The following is a 17339-nucleotide window of genomic DNA, read 5'->3' as shown; positions in this document are numbered from 1 at the left end:
GCTACGCCGGGGTGGGGCGGGAGACGCAGTCGGCGAGGTGGTCGTCCACCAGGCCGCACGCCTGCATCAGGGCGTAGGCCGTGGTCGGTCCGATGAAGCGCAGCCCCCGCTTCTTCAGCTCCTTGGCCAGGGCCGTGGACTCGGGGGTGACCGCCGGCACGTCCCCGAGGGTCTTCGGGGCCGGGCGGCTCAGCGGGTCGGGGGCGTACGACCAGATCAGCTCGTCCAGCTCGCCGGGGCCCCAGCCGGCGAGCACCCGGGCGTTGGCCATGGTGGCGTCGACCTTCGCGCGGTTGCGGATGATCCCCTCGTCGGCCAGCAGGCGTTCCCGGTCCCCCTCCGTGAACTCCGCGACCGCCGCAATGCTGAACCCGGCGAACGCGCTGCGGAAGCCCTCGCGGCGGCGCAGGATCGTCAGCCAGGACAGCCCCGACTGGAACGCCTCCAGGCACAGCCGCTCGAACAGCGCGTCGTCGCCGTGGACCGGACGGCCCCACTCCGTGTCGTGGTACCAGAGGTAGTCCTCGGTGGACAGGCCCCAGGGGCAGCGCAGTCCGCCGTCCGCCGCCGCCACGGCTCCGCCGGTCATCGGCCGGGCTCCTCGTCGTCGGGGGCCGGGCGTTCGTCCGCCGGGGCGGCGGTCTCGGGCGGCTGCCAGGGGCGGGGCTGCGTGCCGGGCCCCTCCTTGAGCAGGTCGGGGCCGCCCGTCCTGGTCGCCTGCGCACCGGCGAGCGCCGACTCCAGCTCCGCGATCCGCGCGTCCCGCTCGGCGAGCTCGGCGCCGAGCCGGCCGAGCGCGTCGTCCACCTCCGCCATCCGGTAGCCCCGGAGACCGACGGGCAGTCGCAGTGCCTCGACGTCCTCCCGGCCGACCGGGCGCGAGGCGGGCAGCGGGTCCGTCAGCTGCTCGGGCGCCACGTCCTGCAGGACGGCGCTTCTGCCTCCACCGACCACCGCGAGGGTGACCGCGGCAACCACCACCACCATCGCCAGCAGCAAGAACAAGAACACGCGTATCTCCCCGGGAGCGGAATTCGTCCGGGTCCGATCGTGCCATGCGGCACTGACCGTTAGTGTCGGCTGTTGGCCTGCGACGGTTTCCGCGGGTGGATTCACAGGAAGGGACACGGATGGCAAGCGGTGTGCTCCGGCTGGGGCGGCGTGAATTCGGGCCGCACGAGCAGGTGATCATGGCGATCGTGAACCGCACCCCGGACTCCTTCTACGACCGGGGCGCCACCTTCCTGGACGAGCCCGCGCTCGCCCGGGTCGAGCAGGCCGTGGCCGAGGGCGCGGCGATCATCGACATCGGCGGCGTCAAGGCCGGGCCCGGTGAGGAGGTCACCGCCGAGGAGGAGGCCCGCCGCACCGTCGGCTTCGTCGCCGAGGTGCGCCGCCGCCACCCGGACGTGGTGATCAGCGTCGACACCTGGCGCCACGAGGTCGGCGAGGCGGTCTGCGAGGCGGGGGCGGATCTGCTGAACGACGCGTGGGGCGGGGTGGACCCGAAGCTCGCCGAGGTGGCCGCGCGGCACGGGGCGGGGCTCGTGTGCACCCACGCGGGCGGGGCGGAGCCCCGGACCCGGCCGCACCGGGTGGGGTACGAGGACGTGATGGCCGACATCCTGCGGGTGACCGTGGGGCTGGCCGAGCGGGCCGTCTCCCTGGGGGTCCGGCCCGACGGGATCATGATCGACCCCGGTCACGACTTCGGGAAGAACACCCGGCACTCGCTGGAGGCGACCCGCCGGCTCGGCGAGATGGCGGAGACGGGGTGGCCGGTGCTGGTCTCGCTCTCCAACAAGGACTTCGTGGGCGAGACGCTGGACCGGCCGGTGAAGGAACGGCTGCTGGGGACGCTGGCGACGACGGCGGTGTCCGCGTGGCTGGGGGCGCGGGTGTACCGGGTGCATGAGGTGGCCGAGACGCGGGACGTCCTGGACATGGTGGCGTCCCTCGCGGGGTGGCGGGCGCCGGCGGTCGCGCGGAGGGGGCTGGCGTAGGGGGAGGGTGCGCCTGCGGTGCGCCTGCGGCGGGCCTGTTCCCCTCCCCGCCCCTTCCCGTAACCGGGGCTCCGCCCCGGACCCCGCTCCTCAAACGCCGGAGGGGCTGGGGGTGCGGGGTGCTGCCCGGACCCCGCTCCTCAAACGCCGGAGGGGCTTGGTTTCACGGTGGCCCCCGCAACGCTCAGCGGCCCACTTCCTTCGTCACCAGTGCCACCGCCTCGTCCACGTCGTCCGTGACGTGGAACAGCAGCAGATCCCGCTCCGACGCCTTGCCCTGCGCCACCACCGTGTCGCGGAGCCAGTCCACCAGGCCGCCCCAGTAGGCCGTGCCGAAGAGGACGATCGGGAAGCGGGTGACCTTGCCCGTCTGGACCAGGGTCAGCGCCTCGAAGAGTTCGTCCAGGGTGCCCAGGCCGCCGGGCAGGACGACGAAGCCCTGGGCGTACTTGACGAACATCGTCTTGCGGACGAAGAAGTAGCGGAAGTTGACGCCGATGTCGACGTGCGGGTTCAGCCCGGACTCGAAGGGCAGCTCGATGCCGAGGCCGACCGAGATGCCGCTCGCCTCGCGCGCCCCCCGGTTCGCCGCCTCCATCGCACCCGGGCCGCCCCCGGTGATGACCGCGAAGCCCGCGTCGACCAGCGCCCTGCCGATCCGTACACCCGCCTCGTACTCCGGCGCACCGGCGGGCGTGCGGGCCGAGCCGAAGACGCTGATGGCGCTCGGCAGTTCGGCGAGCGCGCCGAAGCCCTCGACGAACTCCGACTGGATGCGCATCACCCGCCACGGGTCGGTGTGCACCCACTCGGAGTCGTCCTCGGAGTCCAGCAGCCGCTGATCGGTCGTGCCGGGCTGCACCTGGTCCCTGCGGCGCAGTACGGGGCCGAGGCGCTGTTCCTCGGGCCGTACCGCGCCCTCGGGGATCTCCGCACCCTCGGGAATGCGCGCGTCCTCGCGGTTGCCCATGACCTGCTCCCTCCGCCGACTCCGGGGGCGCTCCGCGACGCCTCCGTCTCCCGCCAGCGTAGATCGCCACGGGTTACGGACAGGGGAAGGCGGAGGGTCGGACGTGGGTCAGGACGTGAGCCAGGACCGCAGGCGCTCCTCGCAGTGGGTGATGCGCTCGGTCCTGACGTGCTCGTCGCGCTTGTGGGCGAGGACCGGGTCGCCGGGTCCGTAGTTGACCGCGGGGACGCCCAGGGGGCCGAAGCGGGCCACGTCCGTCCAGCCGAACTTGGGCCGGGCGACGCCGCCGACCGCCTCCATGAACGCCTTGGCCGCCGGATGCGAGAGGCCGGGCATCGCCGCGCCGGAGTGGTCGTCCACCGTGAACTCCGCGACGCCGCAGTCCGCGAAGACCTCGCGGACGTGGGCCAGGGCCTCTTCCTGGCCGAGGTCGGGGGCGTAGCGGTAGTTGACGACGACGGTGCAGGCGTCGGGGATCACGTTGTTGGCGACGCCGCCCTCGATGCGTACGGCGTTCAGGCCCTCGTGGTACTCCAGCCCGTCGATCACCGGCCGCCGGGGCTCGTACGCGGCGAGGCGGGCGAGGACCGGGGCGGCGGCGTGGATGGCGTTGGACCCCATCCAGCTGCGCGCGGAGTGCGCCCGCTCGCCCTCCAGCCGGAGGAAGACGCGCAGGGTGCCCTGGCAGCCGCCCTCGACCTCGCCGTTCGAACCCTCCAGCAGGATGGCGAAGTCGCCCTTCAGCCACTCCGGGTGGGCGTCGGCGATGCGGCCGAGGCCGTTGAGGTGGGCGGCGACCTCCTCCTGGTCGTAGAAGACGAAGGTGAGGTCGCGGTTGGGCTCGGGCACGGTGGCGGCGATGCGCAGCTGGACGGCGACGCCGGACTTCATGTCGGAGGTGCCGCAGCCCCAGAGGAGGCCGTCCGCGTCCAGCCGGGAGGGCACGTTGTCGGCGATCGGCACGGTGTCGATGTGCCCGGCCAGGATGACGCGTTCGGAACGGCCGAGTTCCGTCCTGGCCACGACGTTGTTCCCGTACCGCTCGACGGTGAGGTGCGGCAGTGCGCGCAGCGCCGTCTCGATGGCGTCGGCGAGGTCTTTCTCGTCCCCGCTGACCGAGGGGAAGTCGACGAGTGCGGCGGTGAGGGCGGGCCCGTCAAGGGTGAGGTCAAGCGTGCTTTCGGCCATGGCTACGACCCTAGCGCCTCTCCGGAGCCCCCCGCCCGGGCCCCGGAGAGGCGCTGCGCCTGTCGTACGGTGGCCCCGTGACCAGGACCGATTCCGCTGCTCCCCGGCGTCCCGGCCGCAGCCGTCGGCTGCGGATCGTGGCGGCCGTCGGTGTGCTCGCCGCGGTGGCCGGTTATCTGATGGTTCAGTACGTTTCGGGCGGGCGCGGGTCCGATCAGTGCACGGTGCGGTCGGCGGACGGTTCGTACCGGCTGACGCCCGAGCAGGCCGCGAACGCCGCGACGATCTCGGCCGTCGGCACGCGGCGCGGGATGCCGGAGCGCGCGGTCACCATCGCACTGGCCACGGCGCTGCAGGAGTCCGCGCTGCACAACCTCGACCACGGCGACCGGGATTCGCTCGGGCTGTTCCAGCAGCGGCCCTCGCAGGGCTGGGGCACCGCGCGGCAGATCATGGACCCGGTGTACGCGGCGGGGAAGTTCTACCAGCACCTGGCGAAGGTGCGGGGCTATTCGCGGCTGCCGCTGACCGAGGCCGCGCAGCGCGTCCAGCGCAGCGGTTTCCCGCAGGCGTACGCGAAGCACGAGCCGGACGCGGCGCTGCTGGCCGCCGCGCTGACCGGCCGCACCCCCGCCGCGCTGGACTGCGAGCCGCCCCGGACCACCGCCGGGACGGGCGACGCGACGAAGGTGCGGGCCGCCCTGGTGAGCGCCTTCGGCAAGGGTGTCCTCCCGGCCGGCACCGGCACGGCGGGCCCCTCGGCCTCGGGCGCCCTCACGGTCCCGGTGCGGGCGGACCGCCGCGCCGACCGGGACGGGGCACCGCAGCGCGGCTGGGAGCTGGCGCACTGGGCGGTGGCGCAGTCGGAGGCGCTGGGCATCGACGAGGTCGCGTACGGGGGCCGGGTCTGGGCGGCCGGCTCGGGCTGGCGCACGGAACGCGAGGCGTCGGAGCGCGAGACGTCCGACACGGACGCGGTACGGCTCCGGCTGGTGGGCTGAGAGCGCCCGGGGGTGCCCGCGCAGACGTGCGGGTCATCGCCCGTGCGGGCGTACCGTCGTGCGCCCCCCGGCGCCCCCCGGAAGGCCCCTCGGGGACCCGTCGCGCCCCTCCCGCGAGCCTTGCGGCGCAAGGGGAGTGACGGTTCGCCGAACCATCATGGAGCGCACGGTTTGCCCGGGTTCCTCCGCTGAGGATTATCCGACGCATTGCTCAGTCTTTACGTCACCGCACCGCAACCTCACCCGCCCCCACGACGGTTGTCATGGCGTCCGGCTCACGGACAGCCCGAATTCCTCTCCCGTCGAAGGAGCATCATGTCCCTCCCCCTGACCCGTCGGATCGCCCGTACCGCGCTGCTGATCGCGGCGGGTGCGGCCCCCGTGGTCGGTGCGGCCGGTGCCGCGGGTGCCGCTGAGCTCTCGCAGGCCCCGGACCTCGGCGGTCTCACCAGCGTCGAGGGTTCCGGTCTCGGCAAGACGGTCGAAGGCGCCGCCAAGCCGGCCTCGGGCGCGGCGAACGAGGCCGGCGGCAAGCTCGTCGGCACCGCGCTGCCGGTCGCGGGCAAGACGCTCACCGACGTCGGCGGCAAGGCCGCCCCCGTCGCGAAGAAGGTCTCCGGCGCCACCGAGGGCGACGCCACCGGCACCGTCTCCAAGGCGGCCAAGGGCGGCCTGCCCACCGACGCGCTCACCCAGGGCCTGCCGCTCGGCTGACGCCCGCCCGACGCGAGAGGGCCCCCGGAGCACACGCTTCCGGGGGCCCTCTCGTACGCCGGTGGTCAGCCGAGGCGCTTGACCGCCGCCGCCACGCGCTCGTCCGTGGCCGTGAACGCCACCCGGACGAAGCGGTCGCCGGCCGGTCCGTAGAAGTCGCCGGGCGCGACCAGGATGCCCAGCTCCGCCAGGTACGCCACGGTCTCCCAGCAGGGTTCGTCGCGGGTGGCCCAGAGGTAGAGGCTCGCCTCGCTGTGCTCGATGCGGAAGCCGTGGGCCTCCAGGGCCGTGCGCAGGGCGGTGCGCCGGTCCGCGTACCGGGCGCGCTGTTCGGCGACGTGGGCGTCGTCGCCCAGCGCGGCGACCGTCGCGGCCTGGACGGGCGCGGGCGTCATCATGCCGCCGTGCTTGCGGATCAGCAGCAGCTCGCCCAGCACGGCCGCGTCGCCCGCGATGAACGCCGCGCGGTAGCCCGCGAGGTTGGACCTCTTCGACAGGGAGTGGACGGCGACGATGCCCTCGTACGTGCCACCGCAGACGTCCGGGTGGAGCACGGAGACCGGCTCCGCCTCCCAGCCCAGCTCCAAGTAGCACTCGTCACTGAAGACGAGTACGCCGTGCTCGCGGGCCCAGGCGACGATGCGGACCAGCTCGTCCTTGGCGAGGACGCGGCCGGTCGGATTGGACGGGGAGTTGAGCCAGAGGAGCTTCAGGCCGGCCGGGTCGAGCTCGGTCGGGTCGTCGTAGACCACCGGCTCCGCGCCGCAGAGCCGCGCACCGACCTCGTACGTCGGGTAGGCGAGCCGCGGGTAGGCGACCTTGTCGCCGGGGCCCAGGCCGAGCTGGGTCGGCAGCCAGGCCACCAGCTCCTTGGAGCCGACGACGGGCAGCACGTTCTCATGGGCGACCGCCACGGCGCCGAGCCGCCGCTCCACCCACCCGGTGAGCGCGTCGCGCAGTGCGGCGGTCCCCCACACCGTCGGATAGCCAGGGCTGTCCGCGGCCGCGACGAGCGCCTGCCGGATCAGCTCGGGCACCGGGTCGACGGGGGTGCCGACGGACAGGTCCACGATCCCGTCCGGGTGGGCCTCGGCCGTCGACTTGTAGGGCGCCAGCTTGTCCCAGGGGAAGACCGGGAGGCGGGAGGAGACTGCGGACACGGCTCTCTGCTTTCTCGTACGGAGTTCACGCGGGCGGCCCGGCGGGCGCGGGAAACACCGCGGTCCCGCACGGCGGCGAGCCGTACGGGACCGGGGTGGCGCACGTGCCGGGGCGCTGTTACTGGTTCTGCGGCGGCAGCGCGGCGATGAACGCGTGGTCGCGCTCGATCAGACCAAGCTTGGAGGCCCCACCCGGCGAACCGAGGTCGTCGAAGAACTCGACGTTCGCCTTGTAGTAGTCCTTCCACTCGTCCGGGGTGTCGTCCTCGTAGAAGATCGCTTCCACCGGGCAGACCGGCTCGCAGGCTCCACAGTCGACGCACTCGTCCGGGTGGATGTACAAGGACCGCTGGCCCTCGTAGATGCAGTCGACGGGGCACTCTTCGATGCAGGCCTTGTCCTTGACGTCGACACAAGGCTGCGCGATGACGTAGGTCACGCTGTCGTTCCTCCTCGGTAGGGCGTTGGCTCTCGCGCGGGAGCGCGGCGTCGTCGATGCCCGCACCTAGTATCTCCGTTCGCGGGCACGATCCGAACAGGAGGGGCGGACAGAGCTGTGGAATTCACCATCGGCGGACGGCTGGAGGTCCGAATTGCACCAGCTGACGTGGGCAAACGGGTATCAGTCCGGCGTCTGAGCGGAGACGGCCCGAACGGGTCGGAATTCACCGACACGGTCGGCGTTCTCACATCATGGAACGACGGTGTGCTGTGCATCACACCCAAGAGCGGCGTGTCGGTGCGCATCGCGGAGTCCTCTCTCGTGGCGGGAAAGGTCGTTCCCTCCGCCCCGGCCCGGCGGCGCGGCCCGGCCGCCTCCTTCGACGAACTCGCCCGGGCGACCGCGCGCGCCTGGCAGCCCGTGGAGAGCGAACCGCTGGGCGACTGGCTGCTGCGTGCCTCTGCCGGATTCACCCGCCGCGCCAACTCGGCGCTGCCGCTCGGCGATCCGGGCATGCCGCTCGACGCGGCGCTCGGCCGCGTCCGCGCGTGGTACACGCAGCGGGGGCTGCCCGCGTACGTACAGACCGCGACCGGCGCCGAGGGCGCGCAGGAGGAGCTGTGCGCGGCGCTGGAGGAGCACGGCTGGCGGCGCGAGGTGACGGCGGAGGTGCGGATCGCGGCGCTCGCCCCGGTCGGTGACCTGCCGGCCGAGGTGTCCCGGGTCCGGCTGGACCGTACGGCCGGTGCCGGGTGGCTCGCCCGCTACCAGCGCGTCGGGACGCCGGGGCCGGAGGTGACCGCGGTGCTGCACAGCGGCCCCTCGGTGTGGTTCGCGACCGTGCCCGGCGAGGACGGCGGGGCGCCCGCCGCGATCGGGCGGTGCGTGGTGGACGGGCGGTGGGCCGGCTTCATGGCCGTCGAGGTGGCCCCCGAGCACCGCCGCCGGGGCCTGGCGACCGCCGTGATGACCGCGCTGGCCCGGCAGGCGATGGACGAGGGCGCGTCCGCCGCCTGGCTCCAGGTGGAGGCGGACAACGAGGGCGCCCGCGCGCTGTACGACGGGATGGGCTTCGCGACGCACCACCGCTACCACCACTTCCGGCCGGTGTGACCGGTGGCGGACGAGAGGAACGACCGCGAGGAGCTGCGCCGCAGGTTCGCGGAGGAGGCCCGGGCCGAGCGGCCCGACCTGGCGCTGCTGTGCCTGCTGGTGGCGGCGGAGGCGGATCCGGCGCTGGACGCGCACGGCATCGACGAGGCCCAGATCGAGCTGGACCGGCTCGCCGGGCAGCTCCCGTACGGGCTGCGCGGCGCCCATGCCTGGGCGTCGGCGCTGGCCGAACTGCTCGGTGAGCGATACGGGTTCGAGGGGTCGGCGGCGGACTACCAGCGGCTGGAGTCGTCCCTGCTGCACGAGGTGCTGCGGCGGCGGCGCGGGCTGCCGATCCTGCTGTCGGTGGTGTGGATCGAGGTCGCCCGGCGGGCGGGCGCGCCGGTGTACGGCGTGGCTCTGCCGGGTCATTTCGTGGTCGGCTTCGGCGACCCGGCCGAGCGGGTCCTCGCCGATCCGTTCGCCGGGGGGCGGCCGCTGTCGGACCAGGACGCGGAGCTGATGGTGACGAGCGCGACCGGGGAGCGGTGGGAGCCGTCGTCGCTGGAGCCCGCACGGCCGCTGGAGGTCGTGCTGCGCGTGCTGAACAACATCCGGGCCTGGGCCGCGGCCCGCCCGGAGCAGACGGCCGTGGCGCTGTGGGCGGCCGAGCTGTCGCTGCTGCTGCCGTCGCACCCGGCCAGGCTGCGCTACGAGCACGCCCAGCTGCTGGTGCGCGCGGGCGAGTTCCTGCGCGGGGCGGCCGAGATGGAGGAGTACGCGCGGGTCGTCGAGGACGTGGAGCCGGCCGTGGCGGAGGCGGTGCGCAACAGTGCGCGGGCGGCGCGGGCGCTCCTGAACTGACGGAGCGGGAGGCGCGGCACGGCGCCCAAACCTCAGGGGGCACGGCATGCCGTCCAACGGGTGATTATCCGTTCTTCACCACTCGATGGGCCCATGCCGTAGCCCCAATGCGGCGCTCTCCGATGGCGCGCTCCCGGGTTCGGACTGACGGTGGATCACGTAGCCGCTGCGTCACCAGGAGTCGACACGCCGTCACTCCTCGCAGGGGCGACGAAAGGAAATGTGTACAGATGCGCTCTGCCCGCACGCTGTTCGCTTCGGCCGCCGTCACGGCGGTCCTCACCATCACCGCTCCCTCGGCCTACGCGATGACCTTCGCCGCCGACCAGCACCAGGGCGGCTCGTCCGCCTCCGACCACGAGCACGACAACTCCGACGGCGAGTGGAAGAAGGACAAGCCGCACGGCGGCGTCCACACCGGCGGCGGCGCGCTGTCGAAGACCGTCACGAAGGAGTGGCAGCCGGGCGACGAGGGCGGCAAGTACAGCAAGGACGACGAGGACAAGCCCCACGGGGGCGTCCACACCGGCGGCGGCGCCCTCGCCAACACCCTCGCCAAGGAGTGGCAGCCCGGCGACGAAGGCGGCAAGTACAGCAAGGACGACGAGGACAAGCCCCACGGCGGCGTCCACACCGGCGGCGGCGCCCTCGCGCAGACCGTCACGGAGTGGCAGCCCGGCGACGAGGGCGGCAAGTACAAGGACGAGGAGAAGCCGAGCGGCGGCATGCACACCGGTGGCGGCGCGATGGCGATGACCGGCAGCGGTCTGGCCGCCGGTTCGCTGCTGCTGCTCGGTGGCGCCGGCGTGGCCGCCTACCGGCTCCGCCGCCGTCAGGCGTCCGGCGGTGCGATGGCCTGACCGGCCCGCGGGCCTCTGTCGTCGCGGTCGCCGTCCCTCCGGGGCCGGCGGCCGCGGCGCCCGCGTTTCCCGGTCCTCCCCACTCGTACCGCCCCCGTACGGACGAAAGGCACGTTCTCCATGGCCGCCCCGCAGACCACCGAAACCCCCTCCCCCGGGGCCGCGTCCCGCGCCGGCTCGCTCGGCCGGGCCCTGTTCTGGCCCCTCGCGACGGCCGGTCTCGGCATGACCCTGATCTATCACTCCCTCGGTTCGCCGGCCGACGACAAGGCACCCGCCCCGCCCCCGGCCGCCGCTTCCGCCGCGTCCCCGTCGGCCGCGGCATCGGCGAAGGCGGACCCGAGCGATTCGCCCTCGCTGCCGCGCTCGGTGCCGACGCGGCTGCGCATTCCGGCGATCGCGGTGGACGCGCCGTTCACCCCGCTCTCCATCGGCCCCTCGGGGCGGCTCGACGCGCCGCCGCCGAACGACAAGAACCTGGTCGGCTGGTTCAAGGACGGTGCGACGCCCGGCGAGAAGGGGGCGTCGATCGTGGCGGGCCACGTGGACACGACGACCGGTCCGGCCGTCTTCCTCCAGCTGCGCTTCCTGAAACCCGGGGCGACCGTCGACATCACCCGCGCCGACGGCACGGTGGCCACGTTCTCCGTCGACACCGTGGAGACGTTCAGCAAGGCGGACTTCCCGGACGACAAGGTGTACGCCGACACCCCGGACGCGCAGCTGCGGCTGATCACCTGCGGCGGCAACTACGACCGGAAGGCCAAGGACTACGAGGACAACGTCGTGGTCTTCGCGCACCTCGACTCGGTCAAGGAGGGATGAGCGGCGGCCTTCCCCCGCCAACGGGCGCGGAAACCGGATGCGGGCGGGCGCGGGCCGCTGCTAACGTCGGAACCATGCAGCGTGCCGCCATGAACACGACGACGCCGGAGAGTGTCCCGGCGCGCTGACTGCTGACCAGCCGACAAGCCCCGGGGCGAGTGCCCCGGGGCTTTCGCATGGGGTCGCTCGCCTCTTCCCACGCGAGGAGACCGCCATGCACGACCACCGCAAACTCGGCCGCGAGCTCGAACTGTTCGACACCGATCCGCTGATCGGCGCGGGACTCCCCTACTGGCTGCCGGACGGGGCGGAGCTGCGGCACACCCTGGAGGAGTACATCCGGGACGCCGAGCGGCGGGCGGGCTACCGCCATGTGTACTCGCCGGTGCTCGGCAAACAGGAGCTGTACGAACGCTCGGGGCACTGGGCGCACTACAGCGACGACATGTTCCCGCCGATGGACCTGGGCGAGGGACAGCGCCTGGTGCTGCGGCCGAGCCTGTGCCCGCACCACGCGGTGATCTACCGGTCCCGGGCGCACAGCTACCGCGAACTGCCGCTGCGGATGGCGGAGCTGGGCGGGATGTACCGCGCGGAGCTGTCCGGGGTCCTCGGCGGGCTGACCCGGGTGCGCTCCATCCAGCTGAACGACGCGCACATCTTCTGCACCGTCGAGCAGGTCGCCGACGAGGCGCGCGGGGCGCTCGACATGATCCTCCGGGTGTACGAGGCACTGGGCGTCCGCGCGGCCCGCTTCCGGCTCTCGCTGCCCGGGCCCGGCGGCAAGTACGTCGCCGCCCCGGAGCTGTGGCGGCGCGCGACCGCGCTGCTGACCGAGGTGCTGGAGGCGTCGGGGCTGCCCTACGAGGCGGCGGAGGGCGAGGCCGCGTTCTACGGGCCGAAGATCGACGTGCAGGTCGAGGACGCGGCGGGCCGCGAGTTCACCCTGTCCACCGTCCAGGTCGACTTCCACCAGCCGGAGCGCTTCGACCTCCACTACATCGGGGCCGACGGGGCGAAGCACCGCCCGGTCATGGTGCACCGCTCCGTCATCGGCAGCGTCGAGCGGGCCGTGGCCCATCTCATCGAGCAGCACGGCGGCGCCTTCCCGGCCTGGCTCGCCCCGAAGCAGCTGGCGGTCCTTCCGGTGTCCGACGCCGAACTCCCGGCGGCGGAGGCGCTGGCCGGGCGGTGCGCGGAGCTGGGGCTGCGGGCGGAGATCAGCGGCCGGGAGCGCGGCAGCCTGGGCGCCCGCGTCCGCGAGGCCAGGCTGGTGCCGTACCAGGTGGTGATCGGCGCGGCGGAGGCGGCCGAAGGGCTCGTCGCACTCCGCCTGCGCGACGGCCGGCGGCTCGATCCCCTGCCGGCCGGGGAGGCGCTGTCCCGGATCGCCGCGCTGACCGCCGCGCACAGCACCGCGCTGTGGGACGAGGAGGCGGACCTCTAGGCCGCGTCCGGCGCCGCCTCCACCCTCGGCCTGTCGTCCTCCGGGCCCGGCCCCAGCGCCCCGGCCAGCAGGGCCGCCACGGCGACCAGCGCGAGCACCACGGTCATCGTGAGGCGCAGGCCGATGTGGTCGGCGAGGAAGCCGAGGGCGGGCGGGCCGACCAGGAAGGCGCCGTAGCCCGCCGTGGAGACGGCGGCCACCCGTGCGGCGGCGTCCGTCGGGTGGTCGCCCGCGGCGGACACCGTGACCGGGAAGCCGAGCGAGGCGCCGAGCCCCCAGAGCACCGTGGCGACGCCCGCCATCAGGGGGCTCGGGGCGACGATGACGACCGCCAGGCCCAGCGCGGCGGTCAGGCCGCTGATCCGGACGACCAGCGCCCGGCCGAAGCGCTCCAGGAAGGGGCCGCCGGCGAGCCGGCCCAGGGTCATGGAGGCGGCGAAGACCAGAAAGGTCAGCGAGCCAGCCGTGGGGCTCACGTCGTACCCGTCGACCATGAGCAGCGGCAGCCAGTCGTTGGCGGCGCCCTCCGCGAAGGCCATCGCCAGCACGATCACGCCGATGAGGACGAGCTGCCGGTCGCGCCAGACGTGCAGCTGTCCGCGCAGGCCGCCCTGCCCGGAGCCGGCGGCGGGAGCGTCGTCCTTGCCGGTGCCGGGCGGAATGGCGAGGACCGCCCGCGTACCGGCCGCGGCTATCAGCCCCGCGACGAGCGTCAGATGCTGGCCGACGGGGAACGCGGCCGCCGTCAGCGCCATGCCGAGGAGGGCCCCGACGACGGTCCCCAGGCTGAAGCAGCCGTGCAGCACCGGCAGGACGGGCCGCCCGATGGCGCTCTCGACTGCGGCGCCCTCGATGTTGAACGCCACCTCGCTCATCCCCATCCCGCCGCCGAACAGGGCCAGTCCCGCGAAGACCACGGCGGCGAGCGAGAGGGCGGTCCCGGCCGCGACGACCAGCAGCCCGGCGACGATCAGGGTGACCCCGCCGAGGATCGTCGTCCGGCCCCCGTGGCGCCGCACCAGCGGCCCGGACGCCATCACACCGGCCATCGAACCGGTGGACAGCCCGAACAGCACCAGACCCATCGCGCCGGTGGACACGTCGAGCCCGTCCCGGACGGCGGGGGTGCGCGCGACCCAGGAGGCCATGCCGGTGCCGGCGGCGAGCATGAAGAGGAAGAGTGCGGCACGCCAGCGGCGTGTGGCGGCATCCATACAGCGGGGCCTCGTCAGACGGTGGGAGGAGGTGACGGTGGGAGAGCGGCGGCCGGAAATTTCCCGGACGCCACGAGCGTACGATCGTACGCCTGGAGTGTACGCTCGTACCCATGACGGACTACTTCGCGGGCGATCCGCGTACGAACCACGAGCGGATGCTCGCCGGAGACCTGTACATCGCGGACGACCCGCAGATCGTCGAGGCCCAGAAGCGGGCCGTGCGGCTGGCCGCCCGCTATCTCGCCGCCTACGCCGAGGACCCGGACGCCGCGCAGCCGGTCGTCGCCGAACTCCTCGGCGGGCTCGGCGCGGGGGCGCACATCCGGCCGCCGCTGTACGTGGACTACGGCTCGTACATCACGGTCGGCGAGGACACGTTCATCAACTACAACCTGACCGCGCTGGACGTCGCGCCGATCACCATCGGCCGCGACTGCCAGATCGGGCCGAACGTCCAGTTGCTCACGCCGACGCATCCGGTGGAGCCGGAGCCCCGCCGCGACAAGCTGGAGGCGGCGCGGCCCATCACGATCGGCGACAATGTCTGGCTCGGCGGCGGGGCGATCGTGCTGGCCGGGGTGACCATCGGGGACAACAGCGTCATCGGCGCGGGAGCCGTCGTCACCAAGGACGTCCCCGCCAACGTGGTCGCCGTGGGCAATCCGGCCCGGGTGATCCGTTCGATCTAGACGAGAGACAGGGACCCAGGTGGCGACCGGACAGAACGACCCCGAGCGGCGGGAGCGCATCATCACCGCGGCGCTCGACCTGATCGCGGCCGAGGGGGTCGCCGGGACCTCGCACCGCAAGGTCGCCGCCCGGGCCGGGGTGCCGCTCGGCTCGATGACGTACCACTTCGCCGGCATGGACGAGCTGCTGCGGGAGGCGTTCACGCGGTTCTCCAGCGGCATCGTCGCCGTCTTCGAGGAGCGCCTGGGCGCCGCCACCACACGGGACGAGGCGCGCGAGGCGGTCGCCGATCTGGTCCACCATCTGTCCGGCGGCAATCAGCGCGAACTGGTCCTCACGCACGAGCTGTACACCCTCGCCGCCCGCAAGCCCGCCTACCGCGAGCTGACCCGTGAGTGGATGCGCCGCAGCCGGGTCGCCCTGGAGTGGCACTTCGACCCGGCGACGGCCCGTCAGCTCGACGCGCTGATCGAGGGCCTTTCCATCCATCGCGCGCTGGAGACCGAACCGCACGACCGCGCCCTGACCGTCGAGGCCATCGCCCGCATCACGCGCGCCTGACGGGCCCACAGCCCCTGGCCGGCACCCCACCTGACCAAGGTGCCGGCCAGGTCACCTCTCACGCGCCGGCCGCCCGGGCGAGCAGGCAGACCTGGGGCCACCTCGCGCCGGGGGTGGTCAGCCGGGCGGTGAGGGCGAACCCGGCCTCCTCCAGTTGTCCGACAACCCCGTCGGCGGACAGCAGGTGGATGGCGTACGCGCATCCACCGGCCCGCTTCTCCGAGGTGTAGGGCTCCCCGTTCCCGGCGTGGAACCCCAGGAGCAGCCGGCCACCGGGGATCAGGACGCGGCGGAACTCCGCGAAGAGGGCCGGGAGCCGGTCCGGCGGCGTGTGCAGGATGGACCACCAGGCGACGATCCCGCCGAGGCCGCCGTCCGGCAGCGCGAGCGCGTCCATCGCTCCGGTCTCGAAGCGCAGCTCCGGGTGGCGGCGCCGGGCGATGTCCACCATGCGCGGCGACACGTCGACACCGTGGACGTCCAGCCCGAGGCCGGCCAGATGGGCCGTCACATGGCCCGGACCGCAGCCGAGATCGGCGACGGGGAGTCCGCCGTCCGCGCGAACCTCCTCCGCGAACGCGCCGATCAGCGCGCGCCCCGGGATGTCCTCGGTGAAGAGGCCGGGGACGCGGGCGGCGTAGTCCTCGGCGACGGTGTCGTAATAGGCGCGGGTCGCGTCGAGTTCGGTCATCCGTACGACCCTAAGGGGTGGTGGCGCCGGCCGGGGCCGGGTACCCCGCGCTCGGGGGCGGTCACCGTCAGCTCCTGAACGCAGGAGCACGTCGAACTGGCCACAGAGCGGGTCAATTGCCGTGCCACAGACATTATTTGTTGCGCACGGCCGGGTCCGGCCAAGGCTTCCGACGCACACCTCTTGACGTGTCCCTGGTAACAGCGGAACCATCAACACCCACCGGAGAGCGCTCTCTGAGCATTCCGCCGGTTCGTTCGTCGCGTCACCCGCACCAACACCCAGGAGACGTACGTCCATGCACCTTCCCCCCACGGAAGCCCCCACCACACCCCCCACACCCACCTCCACCGCACCCTCCCGCCGCAGGCGCCGGGGCAGGGCCTTCGGGTTCGCCGCGTTCGCCGTGTCGCTGCTCATGGCCGTCCCCACGGCGCAGACCGCCTTCGGGCAGGACGCGCAGGCCGTCGAGGGCGGTGGCGACCTCGGTCCGAACGTCATGGTGTTCGACCCGTCGACACCGGACATCCAGGCCAAGGTCGACGAGGTGTTCAAGAAGCAGGAGTCGGCGCAGTTCGGTGACGGCCGTTACGCGCTGTTGTTCAAGCCGGGCACGTACAACAACATCAACGCGCAGATCGGTTTCTACACGTCGATCGCCGGTCTCGGCCTGAACCCCGATGACACCACGTTCAACGGTGATGTCACCGTGGACGCGGGCTGGTTCAACGGCAACGCCACGCAGAACTTCTGGCGTTCGGCGGAGAACCTGGCGCTGAACCCGGTGAACGGCACCGACCGCTGGGCCGTGTCCCAGGCCGCGCCGTTCCGCCGGATGCACGTCAAGGGCGGCCTCAACCTCGCCCCGAACGGCTACGGCTGGGCGAGCGGCGGGTACATCGCCGACAGCAAGATCGACGGCCAGGTCGGTCCGTACTCGCAGCAGCAGTGGTACACCCGCGACAGCTCCATCGGCAGCTGGGGCAACGGCGTCTGGAACATGACGTTCTCCGGCGTCGAGGGCGCCCCGGCACAGAGCTTCCCCAACCCTCCCTACACCACCCTCGACAACACCCCGGTCTCCCGCGAGAAGCCGTTCCTCTACCTGGACGGCGACGCCTACAAGGTGTTCGTCCCGGCCAAGCGCACCAACGCGCGCGGCGTCTCCTGGGGCAACGGCACCCCGCAGGGCGAGTCCATCCCGCTCGACCAGTTCTACGTGGTGAAGCCGGGCGCGAGCGCGGAGACGATCAATGCGGCGGTGGACCAGGGGCTGCACCTGCTGTTCACGCCCGGGATCTACCACGTCGACCGGCCGATCGACATCGACCGCGCCAACACCGTGGTGCTGGGCCTCGGCCTGGCGACGATCGTCCCGGACAACGGGGTCACCGCCCTCAAGGTCGGTGACGTGGACGGCGTGAAGCTGGCCGGACTGCTCGTCGACGCGGGCACCACCAACAGCGACACGCTGGTCGAGGTCGGCCCCGAGGGCGCGTCCGCGAGCCACGCGGACAATCCGACCAGCGTCCAGGACGTGTTCGTCCGGGTCGGCGGCGCGGGCGCCGGCAAGGCGACCACGGGCATGGTGATCAACAGCAACGACACGATCAT

19 protein-coding genes are annotated in these 17339 nt (G+C 73.1%); 11 read left to right on the top strand and 8 right to left on the bottom strand.

The annotated features are described in order from the left end of the window. Position 1: 1 nt before the first annotated feature. The gene (locus tag AB0L33_RS11895) at positions 2–589 is read right to left on the bottom strand and encodes a DNA-3-methyladenine glycosylase I (RefSeq protein WP_365680190.1); all 588 of its coding nucleotides are present in this window, start codon (positions 587–589) and stop codon (positions 2–4) included. Then, positions 586–1011, bottom strand: a complete 426-nt coding sequence (locus AB0L33_RS11890; protein ID WP_365680188.1) for a DivIVA domain-containing protein — start codon at positions 1009–1011, stop codon at positions 586–588. Before AB0L33_RS11890 ends, AB0L33_RS11895 begins: the two co-directional genes overlap by 4 nt. 131 nt (positions 1012–1142) lie before the next feature. Between AB0L33_RS11890 and folP the strand changes: the two genes are divergently transcribed. Further along, positions 1143–2003, top strand: coding sequence for a dihydropteroate synthase (gene folP / locus AB0L33_RS11885; protein ID WP_365680801.1), 861 nt, complete (start codon positions 1143–1145; stop codon positions 2001–2003). 184 nt (positions 2004–2187) lie between these two features. On the opposite strand, the gene AB0L33_RS11880 is transcribed toward folP, so the two are convergent. Further along, positions 2188–2973, bottom strand: a complete 786-nt coding sequence (locus AB0L33_RS11880) for a TIGR00730 family Rossman fold protein (RefSeq protein WP_365680186.1) — start codon at positions 2971–2973, stop codon at positions 2188–2190. Between the two features lie 108 nt (positions 2974–3081). Beyond that, the gene (dapE, locus tag AB0L33_RS11875) at positions 3082–4161 is read right to left on the bottom strand and encodes a succinyl-diaminopimelate desuccinylase (RefSeq protein ID WP_365680184.1); all 1080 of its coding nucleotides are present in this window, start codon (positions 4159–4161) and stop codon (positions 3082–3084) included. A 137-nt stretch (positions 4162–4298) separates the two neighbouring features. On the opposite strand from dapE, the gene AB0L33_RS11870 reads away from it, so the two are divergent. Next, positions 4299–5162 (top strand): hypothetical protein, encoded by an 864-nt coding sequence (locus AB0L33_RS11870; RefSeq protein ID WP_365680799.1) that lies wholly within the window; start codon positions 4299–4301, stop codon positions 5160–5162. A 315-nt stretch (positions 5163–5477) separates the two neighbouring features. Further along, positions 5478–5876 (top strand): ATP-binding protein, encoded by a 399-nt coding sequence (locus AB0L33_RS11865; protein WP_365680182.1) that lies wholly within the window; start codon positions 5478–5480, stop codon positions 5874–5876. A gap of 65 nt (positions 5877–5941) precedes the next feature. Here AB0L33_RS11865 and AB0L33_RS11860 read toward each other — a convergent pair whose 3' ends face one another. Further along, on the bottom strand, positions 5942–7036 hold the full coding sequence (locus tag AB0L33_RS11860; RefSeq protein ID WP_365680180.1) for a bifunctional succinyldiaminopimelate transaminase/glutamate-prephenate aminotransferase: 1095 nt from the start codon (positions 7034–7036) through the stop codon (positions 5942–5944). Positions 7037–7154: 118 nt separating this feature from the next. Then, positions 7155–7475: a ferredoxin gene (gene fdxA / locus AB0L33_RS11855; RefSeq protein WP_018105475.1), complete on the bottom strand. Its 321-nt coding sequence runs from the start codon at positions 7473–7475 to the stop codon at positions 7155–7157. 117 nt (positions 7476–7592) lie between these two features. Between fdxA and AB0L33_RS11850 the strand changes: the two genes are divergently transcribed. From AB0L33_RS11850 to thrS, 5 genes are all read left to right on the top strand, one after another. Continuing rightward, complete coding sequence (locus AB0L33_RS11850; protein ID WP_365680177.1) at positions 7593–8591, top strand: GNAT family N-acetyltransferase; 999 nt, start codon at positions 7593–7595, stop codon at positions 8589–8591. A gap of 3 nt (positions 8592–8594) precedes the next feature. Next, positions 8595–9434 carry a transglutaminase-like domain-containing protein gene (locus tag AB0L33_RS11845; protein WP_365680176.1) on the top strand — a complete coding sequence of 280 codons (840 nt, stop codon included), beginning with the start codon at positions 8595–8597 and terminating at the stop codon, positions 9432–9434. Positions 9435–9664: 230 nt separating this feature from the next. Continuing rightward, a complete protein-coding gene (locus AB0L33_RS11840) occupies positions 9665–10294 on the top strand; it encodes a hypothetical protein (protein ID WP_365680174.1) in 630 nt (209 codons plus the stop codon). A 120-nt stretch (positions 10295–10414) separates the two neighbouring features. Then, complete coding sequence (locus AB0L33_RS11835) at positions 10415–11119, top strand: class F sortase (RefSeq protein WP_365680172.1); 705 nt, start codon at positions 10415–10417, stop codon at positions 11117–11119. A 124-nt stretch (positions 11120–11243) separates the two neighbouring features. Beyond that, positions 11244–12566, top strand: a complete 1323-nt coding sequence (gene thrS, locus AB0L33_RS11830; RefSeq protein WP_365680797.1) for a threonine--tRNA ligase — start codon at positions 11244–11246, stop codon at positions 12564–12566. Here the strand turns inward: thrS and AB0L33_RS11825 are convergent. After that, on the bottom strand, positions 12563–13840 hold the full coding sequence (locus AB0L33_RS11825; RefSeq protein WP_365680795.1) for an MFS transporter: 1278 nt from the start codon (positions 13838–13840) through the stop codon (positions 12563–12565). The two genes, thrS and AB0L33_RS11825, sit on opposite strands and share 4 nt — an antisense overlap. Positions 13841–13893: 53 nt before the next feature. Between AB0L33_RS11825 and AB0L33_RS11820 the strand changes: the two genes are divergently transcribed. Beyond that, positions 13894–14472 carry a sugar O-acetyltransferase gene (locus AB0L33_RS11820; protein ID WP_365680170.1) on the top strand — a complete coding sequence of 193 codons (579 nt, stop codon included), beginning with the start codon at positions 13894–13896 and terminating at the stop codon, positions 14470–14472. A 19-nt stretch (positions 14473–14491) separates the two neighbouring features. After that, entirely contained in the window at positions 14492–15034 is a 543-nt protein-coding gene (locus tag AB0L33_RS11815) for a TetR family transcriptional regulator (RefSeq protein ID WP_365680168.1), read from the top strand. A 58-nt stretch (positions 15035–15092) separates the two neighbouring features. Here the strand turns inward: AB0L33_RS11815 and AB0L33_RS11810 are convergent, their stop codons facing one another. After that, entirely contained in the window at positions 15093–15725 is a 633-nt protein-coding gene (locus AB0L33_RS11810) for a class I SAM-dependent methyltransferase (RefSeq protein WP_365680165.1), read from the bottom strand. A gap of 298 nt (positions 15726–16023) precedes the next feature. On the opposite strand from AB0L33_RS11810, the gene AB0L33_RS11805 reads away from it, so the two are divergent. Continuing rightward, the coding region (locus AB0L33_RS11805; RefSeq protein WP_365680162.1) for a coagulation factor 5/8 type domain-containing protein at positions 16024–17339 on the top strand (1316 nt) is incomplete at its 3' end.

The sequence above is a fragment of the Streptomyces sp. NPDC052299 genome, from assembly GCF_040679335.1.
Classification (GTDB): Bacteria; Actinomycetota; Actinomycetes; order Streptomycetales; family Streptomycetaceae; genus Streptomyces.
The sequence above is the reverse complement of the archived record's forward strand: the minus strand, read 5'-3'. Positions and strand labels throughout refer to the sequence as shown.